Consider the following 18,437-nt stretch of genomic DNA (forward strand, 5'->3'; position numbering starts at 1 on the left):
AACAGCTTTTAGATGTTTTACTTCTTTTTCTAAAGTTTCAATTCTTTTTTCTAGTTCTTCATTAGTTGCCATATATTTTAGAGATAAATTCCTTGATATTTATAATATTAAAAAAGCGACTTGTTACACATGGGAAATGTCTTTTAAGTAATAGAACCTATTGATGGGCATAATTTCTCTAGATAAATTATGCAGAGTATAAATTTAGGGGGAATTTATGAGTGGAGATTATGAGACACTAGAAATCAATCAACCTAAAATTACATATTTTCAGAAAAGATCAGAAAATAATACAGAATGGTTAGATGAATTAATCAACCAAATTGAAGATATGAAAAACAATATATCCAAATCTGCTTAATGACAGAAAAAGAGTTGAAAAAATTAGAGAAATTTGCAGATGAAAATGGATACAATGATGAGCTAAAAGATATATATTTAAGGGAAGTTATTGACAGAAATAAAGAATACGAATGAGATCTAATTTTCGACAAAACATTCGACTAGCCACAAACATTCTTTTAGTTATTGGTACTTTTGCCATTGCTTTAAAGATTGCTCCAATAGCAGAGGTATATCAGGAAAAAAATTTATGTATTAATTATTTAAAACATCAAATAGATCGAGACAAACTTATCAAAAGACTAAAAATAGTTAAACAAGCAAATCCATCTAGTATTTGTGACTCCATCCTTAAAAGTTAAAAATGAAGATTAAGTCATTTCCCCCGTTAATTGCAGTCTTTGGTACTTCATTTCTGATAACCATTTCATTGCTTAAAAGTTTCCAAATTTTTATGGGGATATCAATTTGCCTTTTAGCTATGCTCAAGCTTATGGATATTGAAGCTTTTGGAACAAGTTATAAGAAATATGATTTAATATCTTCTAAATTTGATGGCTGGATATATATTTATCCTTTTTGCGAATTATTAATTGGAATAAGTTTTCTTAATTCTTCTCCACCCTCTTTAATTATTTTTATTGCTCTAATTTTAGGAATTTCTGGCATGATTTCGGTATTTAAGGCTGTTTATTTGGATAAATTAAAATTAAATTGTGCATGTATTGGTGGATATGCAAAAACTCCTTTGGGAATTATTAGTTTTATCGAAAATCTTTTAATGGCAATTATGAGTGTCTTAATTTTTATTAAATAGCGATTTAATAAATTTTCATTTATGGTTAATTTAAATATTAAATTTAATCGTCGTAATTAGTATGGCACTTAATAAAATATTTATTAAAAGAGGATTTTTAAATTATCTAATTTTTTCTGGAATTCTTTTTACAAATATAATTAATCCATATAAGAGTATTGCTTTAACTCAAGAAAATATAGATATCCCAAAAGTTGTTTCTTACAGATCAGCATCATGTGGTTGTTGCAAAAAATGGATCAATCATTTAAGAGCTAATGGATTAGAAGTTGTTGATAATATAGTTGAGGATGTTTCAGTAATTAAAAACCAATATCAAATTCCCAATAATCTGAGATCATGTCACTCTGCTCAAATAGCTAACTATATGATTGAAGGACATGTCCCGATTGAATCAATCAACAAACTTTTTAGAGAAAAACCAAATATCAATGGGATAGCAGTTCCGGGCATGCCACTTGGCTCTCCAGGGATGGAAATGCATTCTCACGATTCGCACTCTCATGATTATGAGAACTACAAAGTAGTTTCATTTAGTAAAACTGGCAAAACAAAAATATTTGATAAAATCTCTCCTTAATAAAAATACTTTTTTGAAATAATGTATATTTTTCTTAGAAATTTTAAATTTTTTATTTTTTTATTTACCTTATTTCTAAATTTCAACAGTTATTTGCATGCACATATGCGTGGTACATTTCTTTCTGAAGAGGACGCCGAAAATAGATCTTTAGAACTTGGTTGCAAAGGAATACATAAGAATAAAGATAAATGGATGCCATGCAAAAACGAAAAAGAATTACATATCTATTTGAGGAAATAGATGAAAAAATTAAAAACAAATCAAAGAAAAATTCACAGGAAAATAACCGCAATTTCAGCAATCCCTTTGCTAATTACTATTGTATCTGGGACTATTTATAGTATTCTTCAACCACTTGGAATAGATTCTTTTTGGTTAATAAAATGGCATACAGGTAATTTTGGCATTATTAATTTGCAACCTTTTTACTCGATATTTCTTGGTATGGCTTCAATAATCTCAATAATATCTGGCATTAAACTATTACAAAAAAAATCTTAGATATATTCTCAGTTAAGCCAAAATCTTACTAATTAATACTATTTGCGCCCCCACTTACTAAGAAAATTATCGCTCCTAGTGCCATTGTTGCTACACCCATATAGGGGTATTTCTTAATTCTTGATTTAGTAATTGGAAGCCATGAAAAATATCTATCAGATTTATTTAATTCATTTTTTTGCCTAGGTGGCAATCCTATTTCTTTTCTTCTTTTAGCTTCGCCCATAATCTTAAATTTGTTTATGTATCAATATTAAAAATTATGTACCACACCTGCGAGTTAACTTTATTAAGAACAGAGGTCCTTTATAGATAAACAAATTATTTAAATTTTATTTAGCCTTCTTTAAATATAGATTCTTTGTATTTGCCTGATCTGATGTAAATAACAAAATTAATATAGTTCCAACTAGAAATGAAAAAATCATTGTCAAACCAACAACTTCAACCATCTCACTAGGCAGATAATTTAGAAACATAATCAATAGATCTCTTATTTTTAACTTAGCAATTGTATTTTTTATGTAAAGTAAGTATTCCTCCTTAAATTTCAAAAAGAACTTTCTGAGACTTTTTAATCTTTATTTATTTTTATTTGCGGGATAAATGTAGTTATAGCCGATTACAATTTTCTTACTTAGCTAATCCTATTTTCTTGAGCAATTTCAAGTAAGGCAAGGCCCAATTACCAAAGGTAAAAGAGATTGTTGTATTTTTTGTAGTTGGTAATAATTTTTTAGTATGTGTAGAGGCTAATTTAGAAAATATCTTAATAGTCTCTGCTTCTAGATTATCCATATACAATTTTTTTCTAACACCTCGATCTTTCTTTTGGGGCAAATAATTTTCTATAAACCATAAAACTTGATCTAAATTTGATTTATTGGGTGAGGTTTTAATTTGTTTATTTTTCTTTTTAAACATATTTATTTACCTCTTAATTACTGAATTAAATTTGCCATTTATATAATTTAAATCAACTGTAAAAGCATCAAAATTATGTTCTTTTTAATAATCGATAATCGGAAAAATAAATTAATAGTTACGTTGTTTTTATAAAAATAAAAAAAGAGAGGGATAAACCCCCCTCTTAATTGATCAGTTTCAAAAAAGAATTTAATTTTTTGAGTCTTTCAATTTCATTTCTTTTTGTGTTTCCTTGCTCCTTTCTTCAAAGACGGATCTTCTGTATGGAGTAACTTCTCCACTTTTAGTAGCCAAAAGTTGGGCTTCATATAGCCTATTGGCTCTTTTGATTTTTTCTCTTATTTGTAAGAGGTTATTCATGGTCTTTTGCAGTTAATGAGAATCCCGTTCCCTACTCCCATTTCATGCGTCCAGAGATATAAACTTGGATGAACGTTAGTGAACATTAACATCTTTAAAAAAATTTCGCGAGAGTAATTTTTACTAAATTTTTCTCAAAAAAATAAATATTGAATAGATAGTATAAATAAGGTTTTAATATTTCCTAAATTAGTATAAGAAAATTGTTTGCGACCCATCATTATTATCCTGAATCACTATTTTTTTATTTGGGAAAATATCTGATAATATTCTTTTCAAATTTGAATTATCTGAAGGAATTATTTTACTCATATTTTTTGAACTAATTTTCCAATTTTCATCTACAAATAGTTCTTTATCATCACCTTTTTCATTTTCCAGTGATGTCTTATTTATAATTTTAAGTAACAGTTCTGAATCATAATCTTTAAATTCTTCAGGGCCATCTTTTAAATTTTTAATCATTATTTAGAAATCTAATGTTTCTAAATCTTGCATAAGAAATTTGAAGAATACAAGGTATTAATTACCTAAAAATATCTCTAAATATAAAAAATCCTGATGCAATTAAAATAATTTTCTTTAGAAAATTTAATTCCAAAATAGCTAAAGAATGATATTTAAAAAGATTAATTAATCATTTACACAATTTTTTTACTTGTTAATTTGCAAATAAGAGATTAAGGAAAAATGCCAAGAGTAATTAACAAAAAAATTAGACTTTTAAGATGGTTAAACTCAGGCATGATATTACCATTTATCTTTATGGCTGCATCCTCATCTATTATTCTTTATTGTGTTTTATTTTTCCTAATAAGATAGCTTTATCATTTAAGCAGCTAAATTTTCCTCTGATTTAGACATTATAATCGCAGCTTTTTTTAATAAACTAACTACTTCTTTTCTTCCAACTGCCTTATCAGCTTGACGCATAATTTCAGCATATTTTTTATTTATTTTTTTCATAAATAGTTTTAATTTAATTCAAAATTACAACACTATATGATGGTGTCAATCGTAAATAATTCTTATATATTAATTATTTAATTATATTTGCACAAAAAATTGTTCATTTATTATCCTTCAAGTTTTTTAATTGATGATGCCAAAAATCATAAACAACAAAATAAAGAATCATCATAATTAAGCAATATTAAAGGATTTGAAAACATAAAATAAACCTCCTATTAGGATCAATATTGCAGCTCCATAAAAAAGAAAAGGGATAATTGGATATTTATACAATGTAGTCCTTACTTTTTGTTGTATGGCTTTTTTATCAAGTTGAGGCAACTTTATATCTTCAGTTTTTTCTCTAGGCGGAATACCTAAATTTTTTCTTCTCTTTGCCTCACCCATAATTAATACTGAGGAATTCCCATACATTTTAAATAATTGTTATCAACTATATCTAAAATTTGATTCCATTCTTCATGAGATGTTTCCAAATTATTTTTAAAATCTTTTTCGAATTTAAGAATACATCTTTTTTCTATATTTTCTGGAGAATTATAATTTCTTAAAAAAGAAATACTCAAATAAGATAATGATGAAAAAACTATAATTATTTTTGCCATTTTAAATTTATTCATATCTTTGGTGTTGCCTTATAAAAAAATAAGTAACTTGTTTGTTTTATAATTAATTTAATCTTTTAAAAACAATTATCAAATGATAAATTCGGTAGATTTTAAACATTTGCCTATTCAGGATTTGGTTGTTTCAGGGTTAATAATCTTTATAATGTCGACGATTATTGCCAATATTTATGACCCATTATTAGGAATTACTTATGCATTTGGGAATATACTTACTCTTACTTTTTTGAGTTGGTTATACAAAGAAACTTGGAGTGATCCAAAGAAATAAATCAAATTCAAAAAGATAAATAAAAAACTACTTTTGTATTTTTAACTTTGAAGAATACTTTAAATTAACAATGTAAGTTGCAACAAGAGATAGTATCAAAAAAAATAATAAGCTCTCTAAAGTAGATTGAGGCATAACCATAATAAGTACCAAAAATTAATACATTTCTACAAAAACGAATTCTGAAGAAAAATCAACCCTTTAATTATTTATTATTTTCAAATTAATAAATCCCAAGCCCAAAAAATGAATTTGCAATAAACAATAAACTAAATAATGTTAAAAAAATTAATCCTATCCAACTTATTGTTTTTAGAAAAAATCCATATCTATTTTTAGATGGGACTAATTTGCTATTTATAGTATCCATTGCCATCCAAGCAAATAAAGGGGCGGTTAGAAAACTTCCAGTCATTGCAGCAAATACAAAATCTTTTACTCCTATACCTCCTGACCTTGCAATCAGCAAAGCTATTAATGATGCAAAGATATGTACAATCATCCAAATTTGAAATCTATTGCGCTCTGCTTTGGAATCCAGGTGTCCAAAATCAGTTCCTCTCAATAAACCTTGAATAGCAGAAATACTTCTTGGATATGCATCTAGACAAGTAATTGTAGTACTAAACATTGCGGCAAATGCTGCAGGTATTATGATCCATTTAGCCCAATTCCCGATGGATTTAGTGTAAAGGAGTATTAACTTTTGAGCGAAGGAGACTCCACTTCCGGAAAGCATTCCATCGCCAGTACCATACATTGTTATTGCGCCAAGAGTAAGGAAGAAAATAGCCGTAATAACAGTTATTAAATAACCGAGATTAAAATCAAATTCTGCTTCATTAATATTTGGCTTATAGTTTGAATCTTTCGCTCGAGAAAACATCCATAAAGAAGGCCAAACACATAACTCTACTGGGCAAGGCATCCATCCCATTAAAGGGATCAAAAAAGCTAAATTTGTTAACTTCCATGGGCTGATTTCTGGTTCAAAAAAACTCATATTTAAGGACTCATTTATTGACCCTTTGAACAAAAGCGATAAAACTGCAAATAATGTTAATAAAGTTAGTAGAGATACTAAAAATTTGGAAATTCTATCAAGGGCTTTATATTTACCAAGAATTAATATCATTCCAGAAACAATAAGGATTCCTATCGACAAATCCATAGCTGGAAAAGTTGAGAAAAGGGGAATATTAGTTAAAAGGACACCAGAGACAAAACTTACAGCAGCTATTGTGAAAGTACCTGTAATTAGACTAACTACTAGAAATAAAGGAAGATATAAAGAATTCCTCTCTTTAAAACCTTCTAATAATGATTTACCAGTAGATGCCGTAAATCTAGTCCCAACCAACAAGAATGGATATTTCAAAAGATTAGTAAGAAGGATTAGGCCAACTAATGAAAATCCAAACCTTGCGCCAGCAGTAGTGGATGATAATAAATGAGAACCCCCAATTGCCGCTCCAGCTAGGACAATTCCTGGACCTAAACTTTTTTGTATTCCTTTTGTTAAATTCATATTTTAATCAAATGATTTAATTTACTTTTTGAGCCCTTCTAAATTTATTTTTTAATACTCTTTTTTTAACCCCAAAAACAGATAATGAGTGAAAAATAAAAAGTATAATTAAGAATCCTATTCGAAGTTTCATAAGATATCTCCCTCAAATATGCTTTTATCAGATATTTATTTTGTATTCAACCTCTTTTCTCCATAAAATCTTCAAAAACCTATCCAAAACATCTAATTCTTTTTTTTCAACATTTTTTAGATTTTTATTATTTTGTTTTTGCATAAATTATTGCCTAATTATTTCAAATTTAAATTAAGCTAAAAAAAACACAATAAGCAATACTTCTTAAAATTTTTTGTAGTTTTTTTTAATTTGATAAGTATTTTTCTGCCCTTCTTAATGCTTTTATTGCTCCTCTGTAATCATGATTTTTTAATTTTTCCTCACTTTTACGTTCCAACATTTGTACTATTTCATTTCTCTTAATTGCATCAATTTTAAGCTTATGATCAAATATAAGATCGAATTTTGAAGAGTACAAATTAGATAATTCTTCTCTATACTTTTCAATAATTTTTTCATCACAAGATTTATATTTCAATATCTCATTAGCTTTAATTTTGTCTTCTAAAGCTCCTTTAAAATTTCCAAGTTTAAATTTCTTTTCACTTGATCGGGTTAGCTTAATAATATTTCCCAATATCAATTCACCAGAATCTTCCATTTTTTTTTTGCTGACCAAAATTAATCCTATCAGCCTAAAGAAAAAAAGTATTCATTTTTAATAATCAAATAATTAATTAATTAGCCAATAACAAGTCCTCTTTCAAGAAGTAAATCGAAAACCTCCACACTTTTCGTTTTCCCAAATTGTGGGGGCTTATGTAAATCTAATATTTCAGCAAGGCACATTATCCAATAAGTATCTTTTTTTAAATTAAGACTTTCGCAAATATGAGAGGGAGCAGATTTAAAACATCCAAATTCTGTTGATATATTAATGTTCATTATTTGAGTTTCAAGTTCAAGACTTAAGAGTTCTATTTCTTGCTCAGTAAGGGCTGAACCAAATGAATATGATTCAATTAAAAGTTGGTAATTCATTAAAGAATTATTTTTTTAAGAAACCCAGCGTGTTATTTTTGTACCCTCATAAATATGTCCTGAAGCTTCAACTATAGGTTTTGTTTCAGGATTCATAAAAATATCATATAAAACATTTTCTGGTCCTTGAAAAATTACAGTTGCCCTTTGAGGATCATCTAATGATTTACCAATATAAAATGTTTTAACTCCCATTTCTTTAAACATCGTCTGCTGTTCTTTTGCATTCATATGTGATTCATACTCCTCATAGGTATTACTTAGTTGAAAATCTAAAATAGTCGTTTCAATAGTCATAAGAATAATTAAATTTTTTTAATTCTAAATCTTTATCAAAAAAATTAATCTAAAAAAATTAGTTTTTATTAAGCAAAGTGTTAACTAATTTTCATTTATGAGTTATAAATCAACTATAAAAAACGATTTTAATTTTGGACTCAAAAATTTCTCAGAGAGAACAATGGACTAGTAAGCTAGGATTCATTCTCGCAGCTGCTGGTAGTGCAGTAGGTCTAGGCAACCTTTGGGGTTTTGCTTACAGAGCATCTCAGGGTGGAGGTGCGGCGTTTGTACTTTTATATATATTGATCGTTTTAATTGTATGTCTTCCAGTATTTGTTGCTGAAATGGCTCTAGGGAGAAACGCAATGGCAAGTACATTGCTTGCTCCTGTAAAGCTGGCAGGGAAGAATTGGTATCCATTAGGAATTCTTTTCTTTATAGCTCCTTTAGGAATAGCATCATATTATTCAGTGATAATGGGATGGACTGCAGATACCTTGTTCCATTCTTTATTTTTTGGATTACCAAAGAATTTAACTGAAGCAGAAACCTTCTTTGGCTCGATTAGTAGTGGCAGCAGTGTTTTGTTGGGCCACCTATTAAGTCTTGTACTTACAGCAATAATAGTTTCATCAGGTATAAAAAAAGGTATAGAAAAGGTTACTAGATATTTCATGCCAATCCTTTTCATAATTATTGTGATTCTTGCTATTTGGGCTACTTCACTTTCAGGTGCATGGGAAGGATATAAAACATTTCTACTTAAGTTTGACTTCAATGAATTGAGAAATCCTCAAACAATAAGAAACGCTTTTACACAAGCATTTTTTTCATTAAGTTTAGGGATTGGAATTATGGTTACCTACGCATCCTATTTAAATAAAAAAAGTAATCTTCCAAAATTAAGTGTAGGAGTTGCATCATTAGATACTTTGGTTGGACTAATGGCTGGATTTATAACTTTCCCAATAGTTTTAACATTCGGTTTAAGTGACGCTATTTCTGAATCCACTGTTGGTGCTTTATTTATCTCAATTCCAACAGGTTTAGGTTCATATGGTGCGGCAGGAAGAATTGTAGCTGTTGCATTTTTCGCATTAGCTTATATTGCAGCAATAACTTCCTCTGTTTCATTATTGGAAGTTCCAGTTTCCTCTTTAATGGATAAATTTGGTTTTAAAAGAGAAAAATCTGTTTGGCTGATAACTCTTTTCTTATTCTTAGCAGGCATTCCTTCTGCATTAAACTTAAACATTCTTGGAACTATTGATTCGATTTTTGGAGGTGTATTACTTATCTTTGGTGGATTCTTGGTTACTTTCTTTATGGGATGGGTAGTACCTGGAAAGTTTAATGAAGAACTTAGTGATTCAAAAGTTGGAATCAAAACGACACGTTATTTGAAATTCATGACAAGATGGGTTGCGCCACCAATTATTGGTTTTGGACTATTTATTAGTGTGTTTGATTTGCTTAAAGGCTGGGTAAGTTAAAAATAAATAAAATTATAATTTATAAAATTGAATAAATTTACTGCGATATAGTGCGGAAATAGGGGGAGGGGTGCAAGTCTAAAAAAGATAAAATAGTTTAACTTTTTCGCATTATTTTTGATCAAACTCAAAAAAATATTAGTCAATAATTAAGTATTTGCAATGGTTATTAATTAAAAAATTGATTTGAAGACTAAGTGCTTTGTTTTATTACCAAATTCTAAATATTTTTCTCAAGAAAATGTTTTACTGCGGAACTTTTTTTAATGAAGTATTAAAATTTAACTTATATTAAATCTCAAACGTATCGGCAAAAACCATCCCTAATAGAATCTATATAAAATAAATTTAGGTGTTTAATTTAAAGGAATTAGAGCGCCTAAAAGAATAGATAACAAATTTGATGTCAACCAAATCTGATTCATTAAAAGGAAAGCTTACAGAAAATTTTTCCGAATTTTCTCAACTATCTGACTATTCTTTTATGAATTCTCTTAAAGCAGATCCTCAATCAACAAAAGATGGAAATGATCATAAGCCGCGTTCAGTATATTCAGGTCATTACGTGCCAGTTGTTCCAACTGCTATTCCAGAACCAGAATATATTTCCCATAGCAACAAACTTTTTAAAGAACTAAGGCTAAGCTCAAATCTTACTAAAGACCAGAATTTTTGTCGTTTTTTCTCAGGTGATATTTCTGTTGCTAATTATCCAATGAGTCCTGTTGGTTGGGCAACAGGTTATGCATTATCTATTTACGGGACTGAATATACCCAACAATGTCCCTTTGGCACTGGCAATGGTTATGGCGATGGCAGAGCAATTTCTGTTTTTGAAGGTTTATTCAATGGGAAAAGAATGGAAATGCAACTTAAAGGAGGAGGTCCAACTCCCTACTGTCGTGGAGCAGATGGTAGAGCTGTCTTAAGGTCTAGCGTTCGAGAATTTCTCGCACAGGAATTAATGGATGCCTTGGGAATCCCTACCTCAAGATCTTTAACACTTTTTGTCTCACGTTCAGAAATAGTTAGAAGACCGTGGTATTCCAAAGGGTCCAGATATTTTGAACCTGATATCATGATTGATAATCAAGCAGCAATTACTACGAGAGTCGCTCCATCTTTTTTACGTGTAGGCCAGATTGAACTTTTTGCAAGAAGAGTTCGCGATAATGCGCATGATGAGGCCCTCAATGAACTAAAGATGATAGTTCAACATCTAATTGATAGAAATTATAAAGATGAAATTGAATATGAGATTTCGATTCAAAGTAAAGTAATAAAACTGGCTTCTTTATACAGATCAAGACTTATATCACTCATAGCCAACTGGATGAGAGTTGGTTATTGCCAGGGTAATTTCAATAGTGATAATTGTGCTGCTGGAGGTTATACCTTGGATTATGGCCCCTTTGGATTCTGTGAATTATTTGATCCAAGATTTCAACCATGGACAGGTGGAGGTGAACATTTCTCATTTTTTAACCAGCCTTCTGCAGCGGCAATCAACTTTAAAACATTTTGTTCCTCTCTTAGTCCGTTACTTTCAAAAAGCAAACAAGATCAAGAAAAGTTAGATCAAATCGAAAAAGACTTTTCTGAATTAATGAATAAGGAATTAATGAAAATGTGGGCAAACAAGCTTGGTTTAGAACATTACAACGAAACTCTAATAAATGAATTTTTTAATCTCATGGTCATTTCAAAAGCAGACTATACAATTTTGTTCCGTAAACTCTCTGAAATCCCTGATAACTTAGATTCTTTAAAAGACTGTTTCTATTTACCAATTAATGACGAGCTCAATAATAGGTGGGAAGTATGGCTTGAAAACTGGCAATCAGTCTTGAAGAAAGAGGAAAATATTAAAGCAAAATCGGCATCAATGAAATCCCTTAATCCAGTCTATACTTGGCGTGAATGGATGGTCGTTCCTGCATATGAAGAAGCTGAAAAGGGAAATTACAAGAAAATAAAAGAGTTACAGGATATCTTTAGCAATCCATATGTAGAACAACCCGCAGAAATAGATCAAAAATATAATCGACTAAAGCCAAGCCAGTATTTTAACTATGGAGGAGTATCTCATTACAGTTGTTCTTCGTAAAAGGTAAATCCTAAAAATGCAGATTGAATAACTTAGAGAAAATTTTATTCATTTATGGCCGTAGGCATTCCAACTACTGATACAACTCCCACATGAAGTATGGCCGGCTTCTTCCCAACATTTTTCACATAGTGGGGGCCCCCATTATTACTCTCTATAAATGCATCACCCGCTTTAAAGAAATTAATTTCTTCACCCCTAACATGTTTTAATCTTCCTCTGGTGACATGAATCAACATTGGGGAAGGATGAGTATGAATTGGAGTTTTCAAGCCAACTGGAATCTTGACTTTTAAGAGTCTTAATTCAGGCTTACCCTCGAGATAATTAAAATTTTTACCACTAAGTCCTTTTGAACTTTGAATAATAGGTATAACTTCAATTTTTTCTTCAGCAAGAGAAGGTTGTGGTAAAGCTAAAGTCCCAATAAAAAGGAAACAAAATGGAATAAATGTTTTTATTTGCATTAGATATTTAAGTTTCACTAATAATAGGTAGTTTGCAAAAATAATAAACTAATTTATTTCTTATATAACTTTTCTAATTGCTTAATTTCCTCTCTTAAATCCTTACCTCTCTTATTAAATTTATTATTTTTAATAACTATTGGAATAATCCACCAGGCTTGAAGACCTAAAAAAATAAATACTAGGATCAATAATTCAAAAGTACCAGGCTGCATTTGATAAATAACCCTTCTTTGTAAATACCAATATTTTAAAAGTTATTAAACATTCATGAGATAGGAAATATTTCTAAGCTGCATCTAATTCAATTTTAAGTTCAATTCCCTTTGAAATAATTGCTTCTTTAAATTCAATAAGTTTGGAAATTATTCTTTGCTTCTCAGGATCAGTTTTATGGATATCATCTACAACTTCCTGCATTGCAAGTGTTACTTTTTGTAGTTTGATTTCTAGATCTTCCCTGTAATTCATAAGCTTAAAGAAATTATCTTATTTATTAAAAAACAAAATAATTATTAGTAAATAAGTACTTAACCTTAAAAGGATTGACAGCAAAACAAGGAGGATATAATTTATAGTACAAACGTATCAATAATCAACCAGCCAATTAAAGGTAAAGTATGGAGCCTAAGTACTCATTTGGTTGTAGCACGAGCAAACCCAACGGATGCCTACTAAATCCTGAAGGTAGCAGAATTATCTTTTTCGAAGAATGCAAAAATCCTCTTGAACCTATTTCGAAAATTCATACTCATCTTTTCTTTACAAATCACCTTGGAGAACCAGGAGGGTACAAATCCTCTGAAAAACTCAATATAGATTCAGCCTGGGAAAAGTGGCACGAACTTCACCAAAAAGGGTGGACAGAAGTCTCTCATTATTACGGATAAGGGATCCGGACAAGAAAAAGCATTTATTTTTTTTATAAGTTTAAGAGTTTCCTAAGATATAGAATTCGGTGTCAAAAATAAATATTCAATATAAAATTAGCTACATATAAAAAAGACTCAATGATACGTTTACTTATTACATCAATTCTTTTTTTTAGTCCATTAGGAGGTTTTGCTGATGAAAGGCAAAGAGAAATTGAGAATGAAGCTATAAATCTTGTAATTAAAAAATATGGGAAAGGCTTAGAAAATAGATTAAAAGGAACGGGAGTAACTCCTAGTTATCGAAGTTGGTATGAAAATGATTGTTTTGTAAGTATTGCAGCAGGTACATACCAAGAAGATACTTGGTCGGCAATGAAGTGGTTTAGCGTTAATGTCTGTTCTGAATCAGCTGAAATAATGGAAAGTGAATGAAGGAAATAAAACGCCTGTTAGTTTTGCAGCATTTAGAAATAGAGGGGCCTGGTCTTTTTGAGCAATTTGCTAAAGAAAGAGATTTTAAAATAGAAATTATTCGTTTAGATAATAAAAATGCTCTGCCGCAAACAAAAAAAGGTGACTTAATTTTAATTATGGGTGGACCAATGGGTGTTAAAGATATTGGAAGCGGAAAATATCCATGGCTTAAATTAGAAAGAGATTTTATAAAAAAAGAATTAGAAAATGAGAGACCTATAATCGGTGTTTGCTTAGGTGCTCAATTGCTTGCGAGTGCTGCTGGGGGAGATGTAGAAATTCTTAAATATGGATCACCTCCAAAAGCATTACCAGAAATTGGATGGTCTCAAATTTTTATAGACAAATCGAATAAAGACTTTAAAGCACTGTTTGAAGACCCTTTTCATGTACTACATTGGCATGGAGATAGGATTTTGTTACCTAATAAAGCAGTACTCATTGCTAGTAGTGCACGTTGTAAGGAACAGTTTTTTAGGATTGGTAATTTTGCTTACGGATTACAATTCCATATAGAGACGACGGGAGTAATGATAAATAACTGGATTAAAGAAGATAAAGAGTTTGTCCTTAAAGGATTAGGCTTAAATGGTCAGGAAATTTTAGAAGAAGAGAATAAAAAATATATTGATAAAACTTTTTCAAAAAGAAAGCTTCTAATAAGTAAATTATTTGAATTATTAGATAATTAAAAAGGGCATAATCAATTAAAAAAGGACTTGATAAAACCCCTGAAAAAATTTAAAAAGGATTTTTATTAGAAAATACCTGGAAGAATTTGACCAGTAAAATAGTAGGCTCCTACAAGAGCAAACATTCCAAGCATTGCTGCTTTACCATTAAGCTTTTCAGCTTTTTCGGTCATGATTTTTTTGCGAAATCCATAATAAAGTGAAATAAATTATATCTAAAAACTAATTATTCAAATTTCAGAATGATGTAGTTTTTTCTACCAAATTGATATTTTTCTAAGGATTAAAAATAAATACTTAAACAACAAATTGAACTCGCAATAGTCTTCGAGCCAACCTGTAAAGCGTAACAATCCTAAAAAACAACTATTTAAATATATGTCGCGAAACTGTAACAGTTATGTAGTAAATATCTTGAAAATAACTTAATTTTGGCTTAATACTTTACATTAATTAATAGTAGTGTTACATTAATTAACAATTACAAAACTTTAATGGCCAATTCAAACGTTACTACTGAATCAGGTGGCAGACAGAATATGTTTCCTACTGAGACACGTCCTTACATAGATGAGTCTGTTTCTTACGACAGCTACCCACAAAATGCAGAAAAAGTTAACGGTCGTTGGGCAATGATTGGCCTTGTTGCCTTAGTAGGTGCTTACGTTTCAACCGGACAAATTATTCCTGGCATTTTTTAATGAGTCCACTTTCAGGTTTCTTAGCCGTAATTGTATTCTTTACAGCCATCCTCGTTGCTTATTTAACCAAGCAATTTCAAAACGAAAATTTAAACTATTCATCTTCTAATCAAATGAAAAACACAAACACAAAAGTCAAAACAATCGAAAAAGAAAAAGTTGTTGCTGAAACTCTTAACGGCAGATTCGCAATGCTTGGATTAATAGCTGCTGTTGGAGCATACCTAACAACAGGTCAAATAATTCCTGGTTTCGTTTAAAACCTACTATTTAACATTTCTACAAATCAGAAAAATGGAAAATTCAAAAACAACTTATTGGCAAAACGCCGAGAGAACTAATGGAAGAATGGCAATGATGGGCTTATTTGCATTAGTTGTAAATTATGGCTTATTCGGATGGATAATCCCAGGAATTTTTTAAAATGAATTTAGGCTTACTTTTTCTTAAAGTAAATACTTTGGGAGTTATAACTCTTTCTGAACTTGATTGGATAACTAACCATCAATCTGAATTTTCAAGGTTAGATATGGCTTTAGTTATTAAAATCGGCCGTCTTATGGATTCTGGAGTAGTAGAAATTGATAATAGATTGCCTGTTTAATTTTTGAAAATTGATCGTCATGAGTGTTTGTCAATAGGGATACTGACAAACACTTTTTTTATGAGAAAAAATACTTGTAAAAAAAAAAGAGATTGTTTCTTAGCTAAAAACAATCTCTCAATTACCTAATTCTTACATGAAAATTTCAAGTAAGCTTTCAGATCTTAACTGATTTGTTTTTATAGTAAATCCGTAAAAATGCTTTTGTAATTTATCTTTTTAAACCACCTCTTTTTATCCAAAGGAACCATGTAACCCAAATAGGAGGAATGAATCTGATTAAAAAAGAAATTTTATATATATAAAATGGAGCATTTTCACTTTTAAATAAATTCATCAAAAAGGAAGATATAGTTACCCAAAGTAAAATTATTAATATATTTGCTCCCAACAAAGCAAACTTATTTTGTTTGAATATTTTTGGCATAAGGTAAATTTTTTATATTCTTAATTTTAAATAATCTCGGGAAATAAATTATACATTTTCAAAAAAACTTCAAATTTAAAATCCATATCCAAATAAAAAAAGTACTAAATTTCAATCCCTCTCCAAATAACAATCCAAAAGCGATAGGAGGAAAAAATATTAAAAAAAGAATAGAGAATAAACTAAATAAGGCAAATGATCCTCTTAGAAAAAAATTCTTTCTTTTTGTTCTTTTTAGATTTTTTAAAGTATTCCACTCCCATTCGATAAACTTATAAAACTTTTCTGATAATAAAAAAAAATACTTCATTAATATTATTAATTTCTATCTGCTTTTCTTATTTATAAAATTAATTTCACCTGTTAGCAATAAACCTTATCCCCATTTTCCGAAAGATAGTAAATTTTATTTTCTGAACTTACGAAGAAAGTTAATCCCTTATATTGTGATCTTTTAAATTTATCTAATCTAAGTTTGTGTAAATCCCAATTATCAGTACTTATATCAGGATTAAATTCTTGTTCTTTTAAGAAAGTTACATAAGTTGGACTAATTATTGTTTTTTTGGTTGACTTATTGTTTCGTGTTGAATAAAAAAATAATAATATAATTACAAAAAAAAGAATTAATAATATATTTGTCATTGTCAATTTTCTAATTTGAAAAACTTTAATTTGGAGAATCAAGAACTTTTCAGAATAAATTTCTTAGTAAGTAAAAAATCCTATTTTTATATTCTTGTATTTTTGAATACTTATCAAGGGTTTACCAAAATCAGATCATAAAATGAGTCGCATTTTCAACATGACTCAAAATTCCATGAATACTCCTTATGCAAAAAGAGTAGCTGAAAAATTTAGAGAGGCTCAAAACTATTTAAAAACTAATGGTTTTAGTAGATCAACTAAACATTTACTGGAAGATATTGAAAATTCTGTTGAAAAATAATGCCAATACCCCCTCACTTACCACAACTACAATATGGCTACGATGATGGCTTTACAACCATTGTTTTTGGGTTAATAGGAAGTTGCTTAGGATGTATCTTAATTTTATTAATTTCATTTTTTGAATTTAAATTCAAAAAGCAAAATAGTAAGCCTTAAGAGACTTACTAAACGTTAAATAAGAACTCCATTACATCACCTTCGTTAACAATATATTCCTTACCTTCACTTCTTAAAAGGCCTTTAGTTTTTGCATTGGCAATTGAACCTGAATCAATTAAATTTTGATACGAAATAGTCTGAGCTCTTATAAATCCTTTTTCAAAATCAGTATGAATTACTCCTGCTGCCTGTGGCGCAGTCATCCCATCTTTTATTGTCCAAGCTTTTGTCTCCTTTTCTCCGGTAGTGAAATAAGTTTTTAATCCCAATAATTTATATGTTGATCTAATTAAAGAACTTAATCCCCCTTCTTCTACTCCTAAACCAATAAGATAGTCTTTTTTATCTTCTTGTTCTAACTCTATTAATTCAGATTCGACTTGCGCTGATATTTTTATACATTCTGTATTTTCATTCCTTGCAAAACTCTGAACTTTTGATGAGAAATCATTACCTAAAGCTAAATCATTTTCATTCAAATTTGTTGCGTAAATAATTGGTTTTGCAGTAAGGAAGCCTAGTTGCTTAATTATTAAATTTTCTTCTTCATTCAAAGATATTGATCTAACTGAAAGGCCTTTTTCTAGCTCTTCTTCAATTTTTTCTAGTAAGGTATCTTCTTTAGCTGCCTCTTTACTAGTTCTAACCTGTTTTTTTATTCTTTCTCTCCTTTTTTGGAGTTGGGATAAATCAGCTAAATTCAATTCCAGGTTTATTATCTCAATGTCATCCAGGGGATCCACCTTCCCTGAAACATGAATTACATCACTATCTTCAAAGCACCTCACAACATGAACTATTGCATCAACCTCCCTAATATTTGATAAAAATTTATTTCCCAAACCCTCACCTTTGCTGGCTCCTTTTACTAGTCCTGCGATATCTACAAATTCAATTTTTGTTGGGATAATATTTTGGCTAGAACTTAAATTACCTAACTCTTGCAGCCTTTGATCTGGTACTGAAACTATGCCTTTATTAGGTTCTATAGTACAGAAGGGAAAATTAGCCGCTTGGGCCTTAGCATTTTCTACAAGTGCATTAAATAGAGTTGATTTTCCAACATTTGGTAATCCAATAATACCTGCTTTTAACATTTGAAAAAACTTATGGAAAAATTATCAAGAAAACATCTTCTAGTAATATAGTATTTACTTAACCAATCTTGGATAAGTTAAT

General features: G+C 29.5%; 34 protein-coding genes and 1 pseudogene. 17 read left to right on the forward strand and 18 right to left on the reverse strand.

Going from position 1 to position 18,437, the window contains the following annotated elements; translation table 11 throughout:
• Window positions 1-217 precede the first annotated feature (217 nt).
• The 6 genes from A9601_RS18715 (at window position 218) to A9601_RS15155 (ending at window position 2,243) form a co-directional block, all read left to right on the forward strand.
• Window positions 218-361, forward strand: a complete 144-nt coding sequence (locus tag A9601_RS18715) for a hypothetical protein (RefSeq protein WP_011818700.1) — start codon at window positions 218-220, stop codon at window positions 359-361.
• Window positions 362-473: 112 nt separating this feature from the next.
• Window positions 474-704 (forward strand): hypothetical protein, encoded by a 231-nt coding sequence (locus A9601_RS15135; protein ID WP_011818702.1) that lies wholly within the window; start codon window positions 474-476, stop codon window positions 702-704.
• A gap of 2 nt (window positions 705-706) precedes the next feature.
• Complete coding sequence (locus A9601_RS15140) at window positions 707-1,159, forward strand: MauE/DoxX family redox-associated membrane protein (RefSeq protein WP_011818703.1); 453 nt, start codon at window positions 707-709, stop codon at window positions 1,157-1,159.
• A 61-nt stretch (window positions 1,160-1,220) separates the two neighbouring features.
• On the forward strand, window positions 1,221-1,739 hold the full coding sequence (locus A9601_RS15145) for a DUF411 domain-containing protein (protein ID WP_011818704.1): 519 nt from the start codon (window positions 1,221-1,223) through the stop codon (window positions 1,737-1,739).
• 105 nt (window positions 1,740-1,844) lie between these two features.
• The gene (locus A9601_RS15150; RefSeq protein WP_011818705.1) at window positions 1,845-1,982 is read left to right on the forward strand and encodes a DUF3721 domain-containing protein; all 138 of its coding nucleotides are present in this window, start codon (window positions 1,845-1,847) and stop codon (window positions 1,980-1,982) included.
• The gene (locus tag A9601_RS15155) at window positions 1,983-2,243 is read left to right on the forward strand and encodes a hypothetical protein (protein WP_011818706.1); all 261 of its coding nucleotides are present in this window, start codon (window positions 1,983-1,985) and stop codon (window positions 2,241-2,243) included.
• A gap of 28 nt (window positions 2,244-2,271) precedes the next feature.
• Here the strand turns inward: A9601_RS15155 and A9601_RS15160 are convergent, their stop codons facing one another.
• From A9601_RS15160 to A9601_RS15185, 7 genes are all read right to left on the reverse strand, one after another.
• Window positions 2,272-2,469 carry a DUF2839 family protein gene (locus tag A9601_RS15160; RefSeq protein WP_011818707.1) on the reverse strand — a complete coding sequence of 66 codons (198 nt, stop codon included), beginning with the start codon at window positions 2,467-2,469 and terminating at the stop codon, window positions 2,272-2,274.
• Window positions 2,470-2,876: 407 nt separating this feature from the next.
• A complete protein-coding gene (locus A9601_RS15170; RefSeq protein ID WP_011818709.1) occupies window positions 2,877-3,167 on the reverse strand; it encodes a hypothetical protein in 291 nt (96 codons plus the stop codon).
• Between the two features lie 192 nt (window positions 3,168-3,359).
• Window positions 3,360-3,530: a hypothetical protein gene (locus A9601_RS18720; RefSeq protein WP_011818710.1), complete on the reverse strand. Its 171-nt coding sequence runs from the start codon at window positions 3,528-3,530 to the stop codon at window positions 3,360-3,362.
• Window positions 3,531-3,719: 189 nt separating this feature from the next.
• Window positions 3,720-3,995 (reverse strand): hypothetical protein, encoded by a 276-nt coding sequence (locus tag A9601_RS15175; protein WP_011818711.1) that lies wholly within the window; start codon window positions 3,993-3,995, stop codon window positions 3,720-3,722.
• Window positions 3,996-4,361: 366 nt separating this feature from the next.
• The gene (locus A9601_RS18950; protein WP_011818713.1) at window positions 4,362-4,496 is read right to left on the reverse strand and encodes a hypothetical protein; all 135 of its coding nucleotides are present in this window, start codon (window positions 4,494-4,496) and stop codon (window positions 4,362-4,364) included.
• Window positions 4,497-4,673: 177 nt separating this feature from the next.
• Window positions 4,674-4,916: a DUF2839 family protein gene (locus tag A9601_RS15180; protein WP_011818714.1), complete on the reverse strand. Its 243-nt coding sequence runs from the start codon at window positions 4,914-4,916 to the stop codon at window positions 4,674-4,676.
• Window positions 4,892-5,122 (reverse strand): hypothetical protein, encoded by a 231-nt coding sequence (locus tag A9601_RS15185; RefSeq protein WP_011818715.1) that lies wholly within the window; start codon window positions 5,120-5,122, stop codon window positions 4,892-4,894. Before A9601_RS15185 ends, A9601_RS15180 begins: the two co-directional genes overlap by 25 nt.
• 79 nt (window positions 5,123-5,201) lie before the next feature.
• On the opposite strand from A9601_RS15185, the gene A9601_RS15190 reads away from it, so the two are divergent.
• Entirely contained in the window at window positions 5,202-5,399 is a 198-nt protein-coding gene (locus A9601_RS15190) for a hypothetical protein (RefSeq protein ID WP_011818716.1), read from the forward strand.
• Window positions 5,400-5,622: 223 nt separating this feature from the next.
• Here A9601_RS15190 and A9601_RS15195 read toward each other — a convergent pair whose 3' ends face one another.
• The 4 genes from A9601_RS15195 to A9601_RS15210 form a co-directional block, all read right to left on the reverse strand.
• Window positions 5,623-6,927: an NRAMP family divalent metal transporter gene (locus A9601_RS15195; RefSeq protein WP_011818717.1), complete on the reverse strand. Its 1,305-nt coding sequence runs from the start codon at window positions 6,925-6,927 to the stop codon at window positions 5,623-5,625.
• 362 nt (window positions 6,928-7,289) lie between these two features.
• Window positions 7,290-7,646 carry a hypothetical protein gene (locus A9601_RS15200; protein WP_187146051.1) on the reverse strand — a complete coding sequence of 119 codons (357 nt, stop codon included), beginning with the start codon at window positions 7,644-7,646 and terminating at the stop codon, window positions 7,290-7,292.
• A gap of 80 nt (window positions 7,647-7,726) precedes the next feature.
• The gene (locus tag A9601_RS15205) at window positions 7,727-8,026 is read right to left on the reverse strand and encodes a hypothetical protein (RefSeq protein WP_011818721.1); all 300 of its coding nucleotides are present in this window, start codon (window positions 8,024-8,026) and stop codon (window positions 7,727-7,729) included.
• A 15-nt stretch (window positions 8,027-8,041) separates the two neighbouring features.
• Window positions 8,042-8,323, reverse strand: a complete 282-nt coding sequence (locus A9601_RS15210; protein WP_011818722.1) for a DUF3764 family protein — start codon at window positions 8,321-8,323, stop codon at window positions 8,042-8,044.
• 134 nt (window positions 8,324-8,457) lie between these two features.
• On the opposite strand from A9601_RS15210, the gene A9601_RS15215 reads away from it, so the two are divergent.
• Entirely contained in the window at window positions 8,458-9,801 is a 1,344-nt protein-coding gene (locus A9601_RS15215) for a sodium-dependent transporter (RefSeq protein ID WP_011818723.1), read from the forward strand.
• A gap of 403 nt (window positions 9,802-10,204) precedes the next feature.
• Window positions 10,205-11,908 (forward strand): protein adenylyltransferase SelO family protein, encoded by a 1,704-nt coding sequence (locus tag A9601_RS15220; protein ID WP_011818724.1) that lies wholly within the window; start codon window positions 10,205-10,207, stop codon window positions 11,906-11,908.
• Window positions 11,909-11,952: 44 nt separating this feature from the next.
• On the opposite strand, the gene A9601_RS15225 is transcribed toward A9601_RS15220, so the two are convergent.
• The 3 genes from A9601_RS15225 to A9601_RS15230 all read right to left on the reverse strand — a co-directional run bounded on the left by A9601_RS15225 (window position 11,953) and on the right by A9601_RS15230 (window position 12,846).
• Window positions 11,953-12,375 (reverse strand): cupin domain-containing protein, encoded by a 423-nt coding sequence (locus A9601_RS15225; RefSeq protein ID WP_011818725.1) that lies wholly within the window; start codon window positions 12,373-12,375, stop codon window positions 11,953-11,955.
• 53 nt (window positions 12,376-12,428) lie between these two features.
• Window positions 12,429-12,590 (reverse strand): hypothetical protein, encoded by a 162-nt coding sequence (locus tag A9601_RS18725; RefSeq protein WP_011818726.1) that lies wholly within the window; start codon window positions 12,588-12,590, stop codon window positions 12,429-12,431.
• Between the two features lie 73 nt (window positions 12,591-12,663).
• Window positions 12,664-12,846 (reverse strand): hypothetical protein, encoded by a 183-nt coding sequence (locus tag A9601_RS15230; protein ID WP_011818727.1) that lies wholly within the window; start codon window positions 12,844-12,846, stop codon window positions 12,664-12,666.
• 149 nt (window positions 12,847-12,995) lie between these two features.
• Between A9601_RS15230 and A9601_RS15235 the strand changes: the two genes are divergently transcribed.
• From A9601_RS15235 to A9601_RS15245, 3 genes are all read left to right on the forward strand, one after another.
• Window positions 12,996-13,265, forward strand: a complete 270-nt coding sequence (locus tag A9601_RS15235) for a DUF1651 domain-containing protein (protein WP_011818728.1) — start codon at window positions 12,996-12,998, stop codon at window positions 13,263-13,265.
• 120 nt (window positions 13,266-13,385) lie between these two features.
• Window positions 13,386-13,682: a hypothetical protein gene (locus A9601_RS15240; protein ID WP_011818729.1), complete on the forward strand. Its 297-nt coding sequence runs from the start codon at window positions 13,386-13,388 to the stop codon at window positions 13,680-13,682.
• Entirely contained in the window at window positions 13,679-14,416 is a 738-nt protein-coding gene (locus A9601_RS15245) for a type 1 glutamine amidotransferase (RefSeq protein ID WP_011818730.1), read from the forward strand. Before A9601_RS15240 ends, A9601_RS15245 begins: the two co-directional genes overlap by 4 nt.
• Window positions 14,417-14,481: 65 nt before the next feature.
• Here the strand turns inward: A9601_RS15245 and A9601_RS15250 are convergent, their stop codons facing one another.
• The gene (locus A9601_RS15250) at window positions 14,482-14,589 is read right to left on the reverse strand and encodes a high light inducible protein (RefSeq protein WP_011818731.1); all 108 of its coding nucleotides are present in this window, start codon (window positions 14,587-14,589) and stop codon (window positions 14,482-14,484) included.
• Window positions 14,590-14,910: 321 nt separating this feature from the next.
• Here A9601_RS15250 and A9601_RS15255 point away from each other — a divergent pair, with 321 nt between their 5' ends.
• From A9601_RS15255 to A9601_RS15270, 4 genes and pseudogenes are all read left to right on the forward strand, one after another.
• Entirely contained in the window at window positions 14,911-15,117 is a 207-nt protein-coding gene (locus tag A9601_RS15255; RefSeq protein WP_011376777.1) for a high light inducible protein, read from the forward strand.
• On the forward strand, window positions 15,117-15,377 hold the full coding sequence (locus tag A9601_RS15260) for a chlorophyll a/b-binding protein (protein ID WP_002805301.1): 261 nt from the start codon (window positions 15,117-15,119) through the stop codon (window positions 15,375-15,377). The genes A9601_RS15255 and A9601_RS15260 overlap by 1 nt, the downstream gene beginning before the upstream one ends.
• 55 nt (window positions 15,378-15,432) lie before the next feature.
• Window positions 15,433-15,540: pseudogene (locus A9601_RS15265) on the forward strand (chlorophyll a/b-binding protein); the annotation flags it as partial.
• Window position 15,541: 1 nt separating this feature from the next.
• Entirely contained in the window at window positions 15,542-15,721 is a 180-nt protein-coding gene (locus A9601_RS15270) for a hypothetical protein (RefSeq protein ID WP_011818732.1), read from the forward strand.
• Window positions 15,722-15,932: 211 nt separating this feature from the next.
• Here the strand turns inward: A9601_RS15270 and A9601_RS15275 are convergent, their stop codons facing one another.
• On the reverse strand, window positions 15,933-16,148 hold the full coding sequence (locus A9601_RS15275; RefSeq protein WP_011818733.1) for a hypothetical protein: 216 nt from the start codon (window positions 16,146-16,148) through the stop codon (window positions 15,933-15,935).
• 363 nt (window positions 16,149-16,511) lie between these two features.
• Window positions 16,512-16,793, reverse strand: a complete 282-nt coding sequence (locus A9601_RS15285) for a hypothetical protein (protein ID WP_041484548.1) — start codon at window positions 16,791-16,793, stop codon at window positions 16,512-16,514.
• 160 nt (window positions 16,794-16,953) lie between these two features.
• Between A9601_RS15285 and A9601_RS18730 the strand changes: the two genes are divergently transcribed.
• Window positions 16,954-17,097, forward strand: a complete 144-nt coding sequence (locus tag A9601_RS18730; RefSeq protein WP_011863263.1) for a hypothetical protein — start codon at window positions 16,954-16,956, stop codon at window positions 17,095-17,097.
• A 166-nt stretch (window positions 17,098-17,263) separates the two neighbouring features.
• Here A9601_RS18730 and ychF read toward each other — a convergent pair whose 3' ends face one another.
• The gene (ychF, locus tag A9601_RS15290) at window positions 17,264-18,355 is read right to left on the reverse strand and encodes a redox-regulated ATPase YchF (protein WP_011818738.1); all 1,092 of its coding nucleotides are present in this window, start codon (window positions 18,353-18,355) and stop codon (window positions 17,264-17,266) included.
• Window positions 18,356-18,437: the final 82 nt, after the last annotated feature.

Source organism: Prochlorococcus marinus str. AS9601, assembly GCF_000015645.1.
GTDB classification, from domain to species: domain Bacteria; phylum Cyanobacteriota; class Cyanobacteriia; order PCC-6307; family Cyanobiaceae; genus Prochlorococcus_A; species Prochlorococcus_A marinus_O.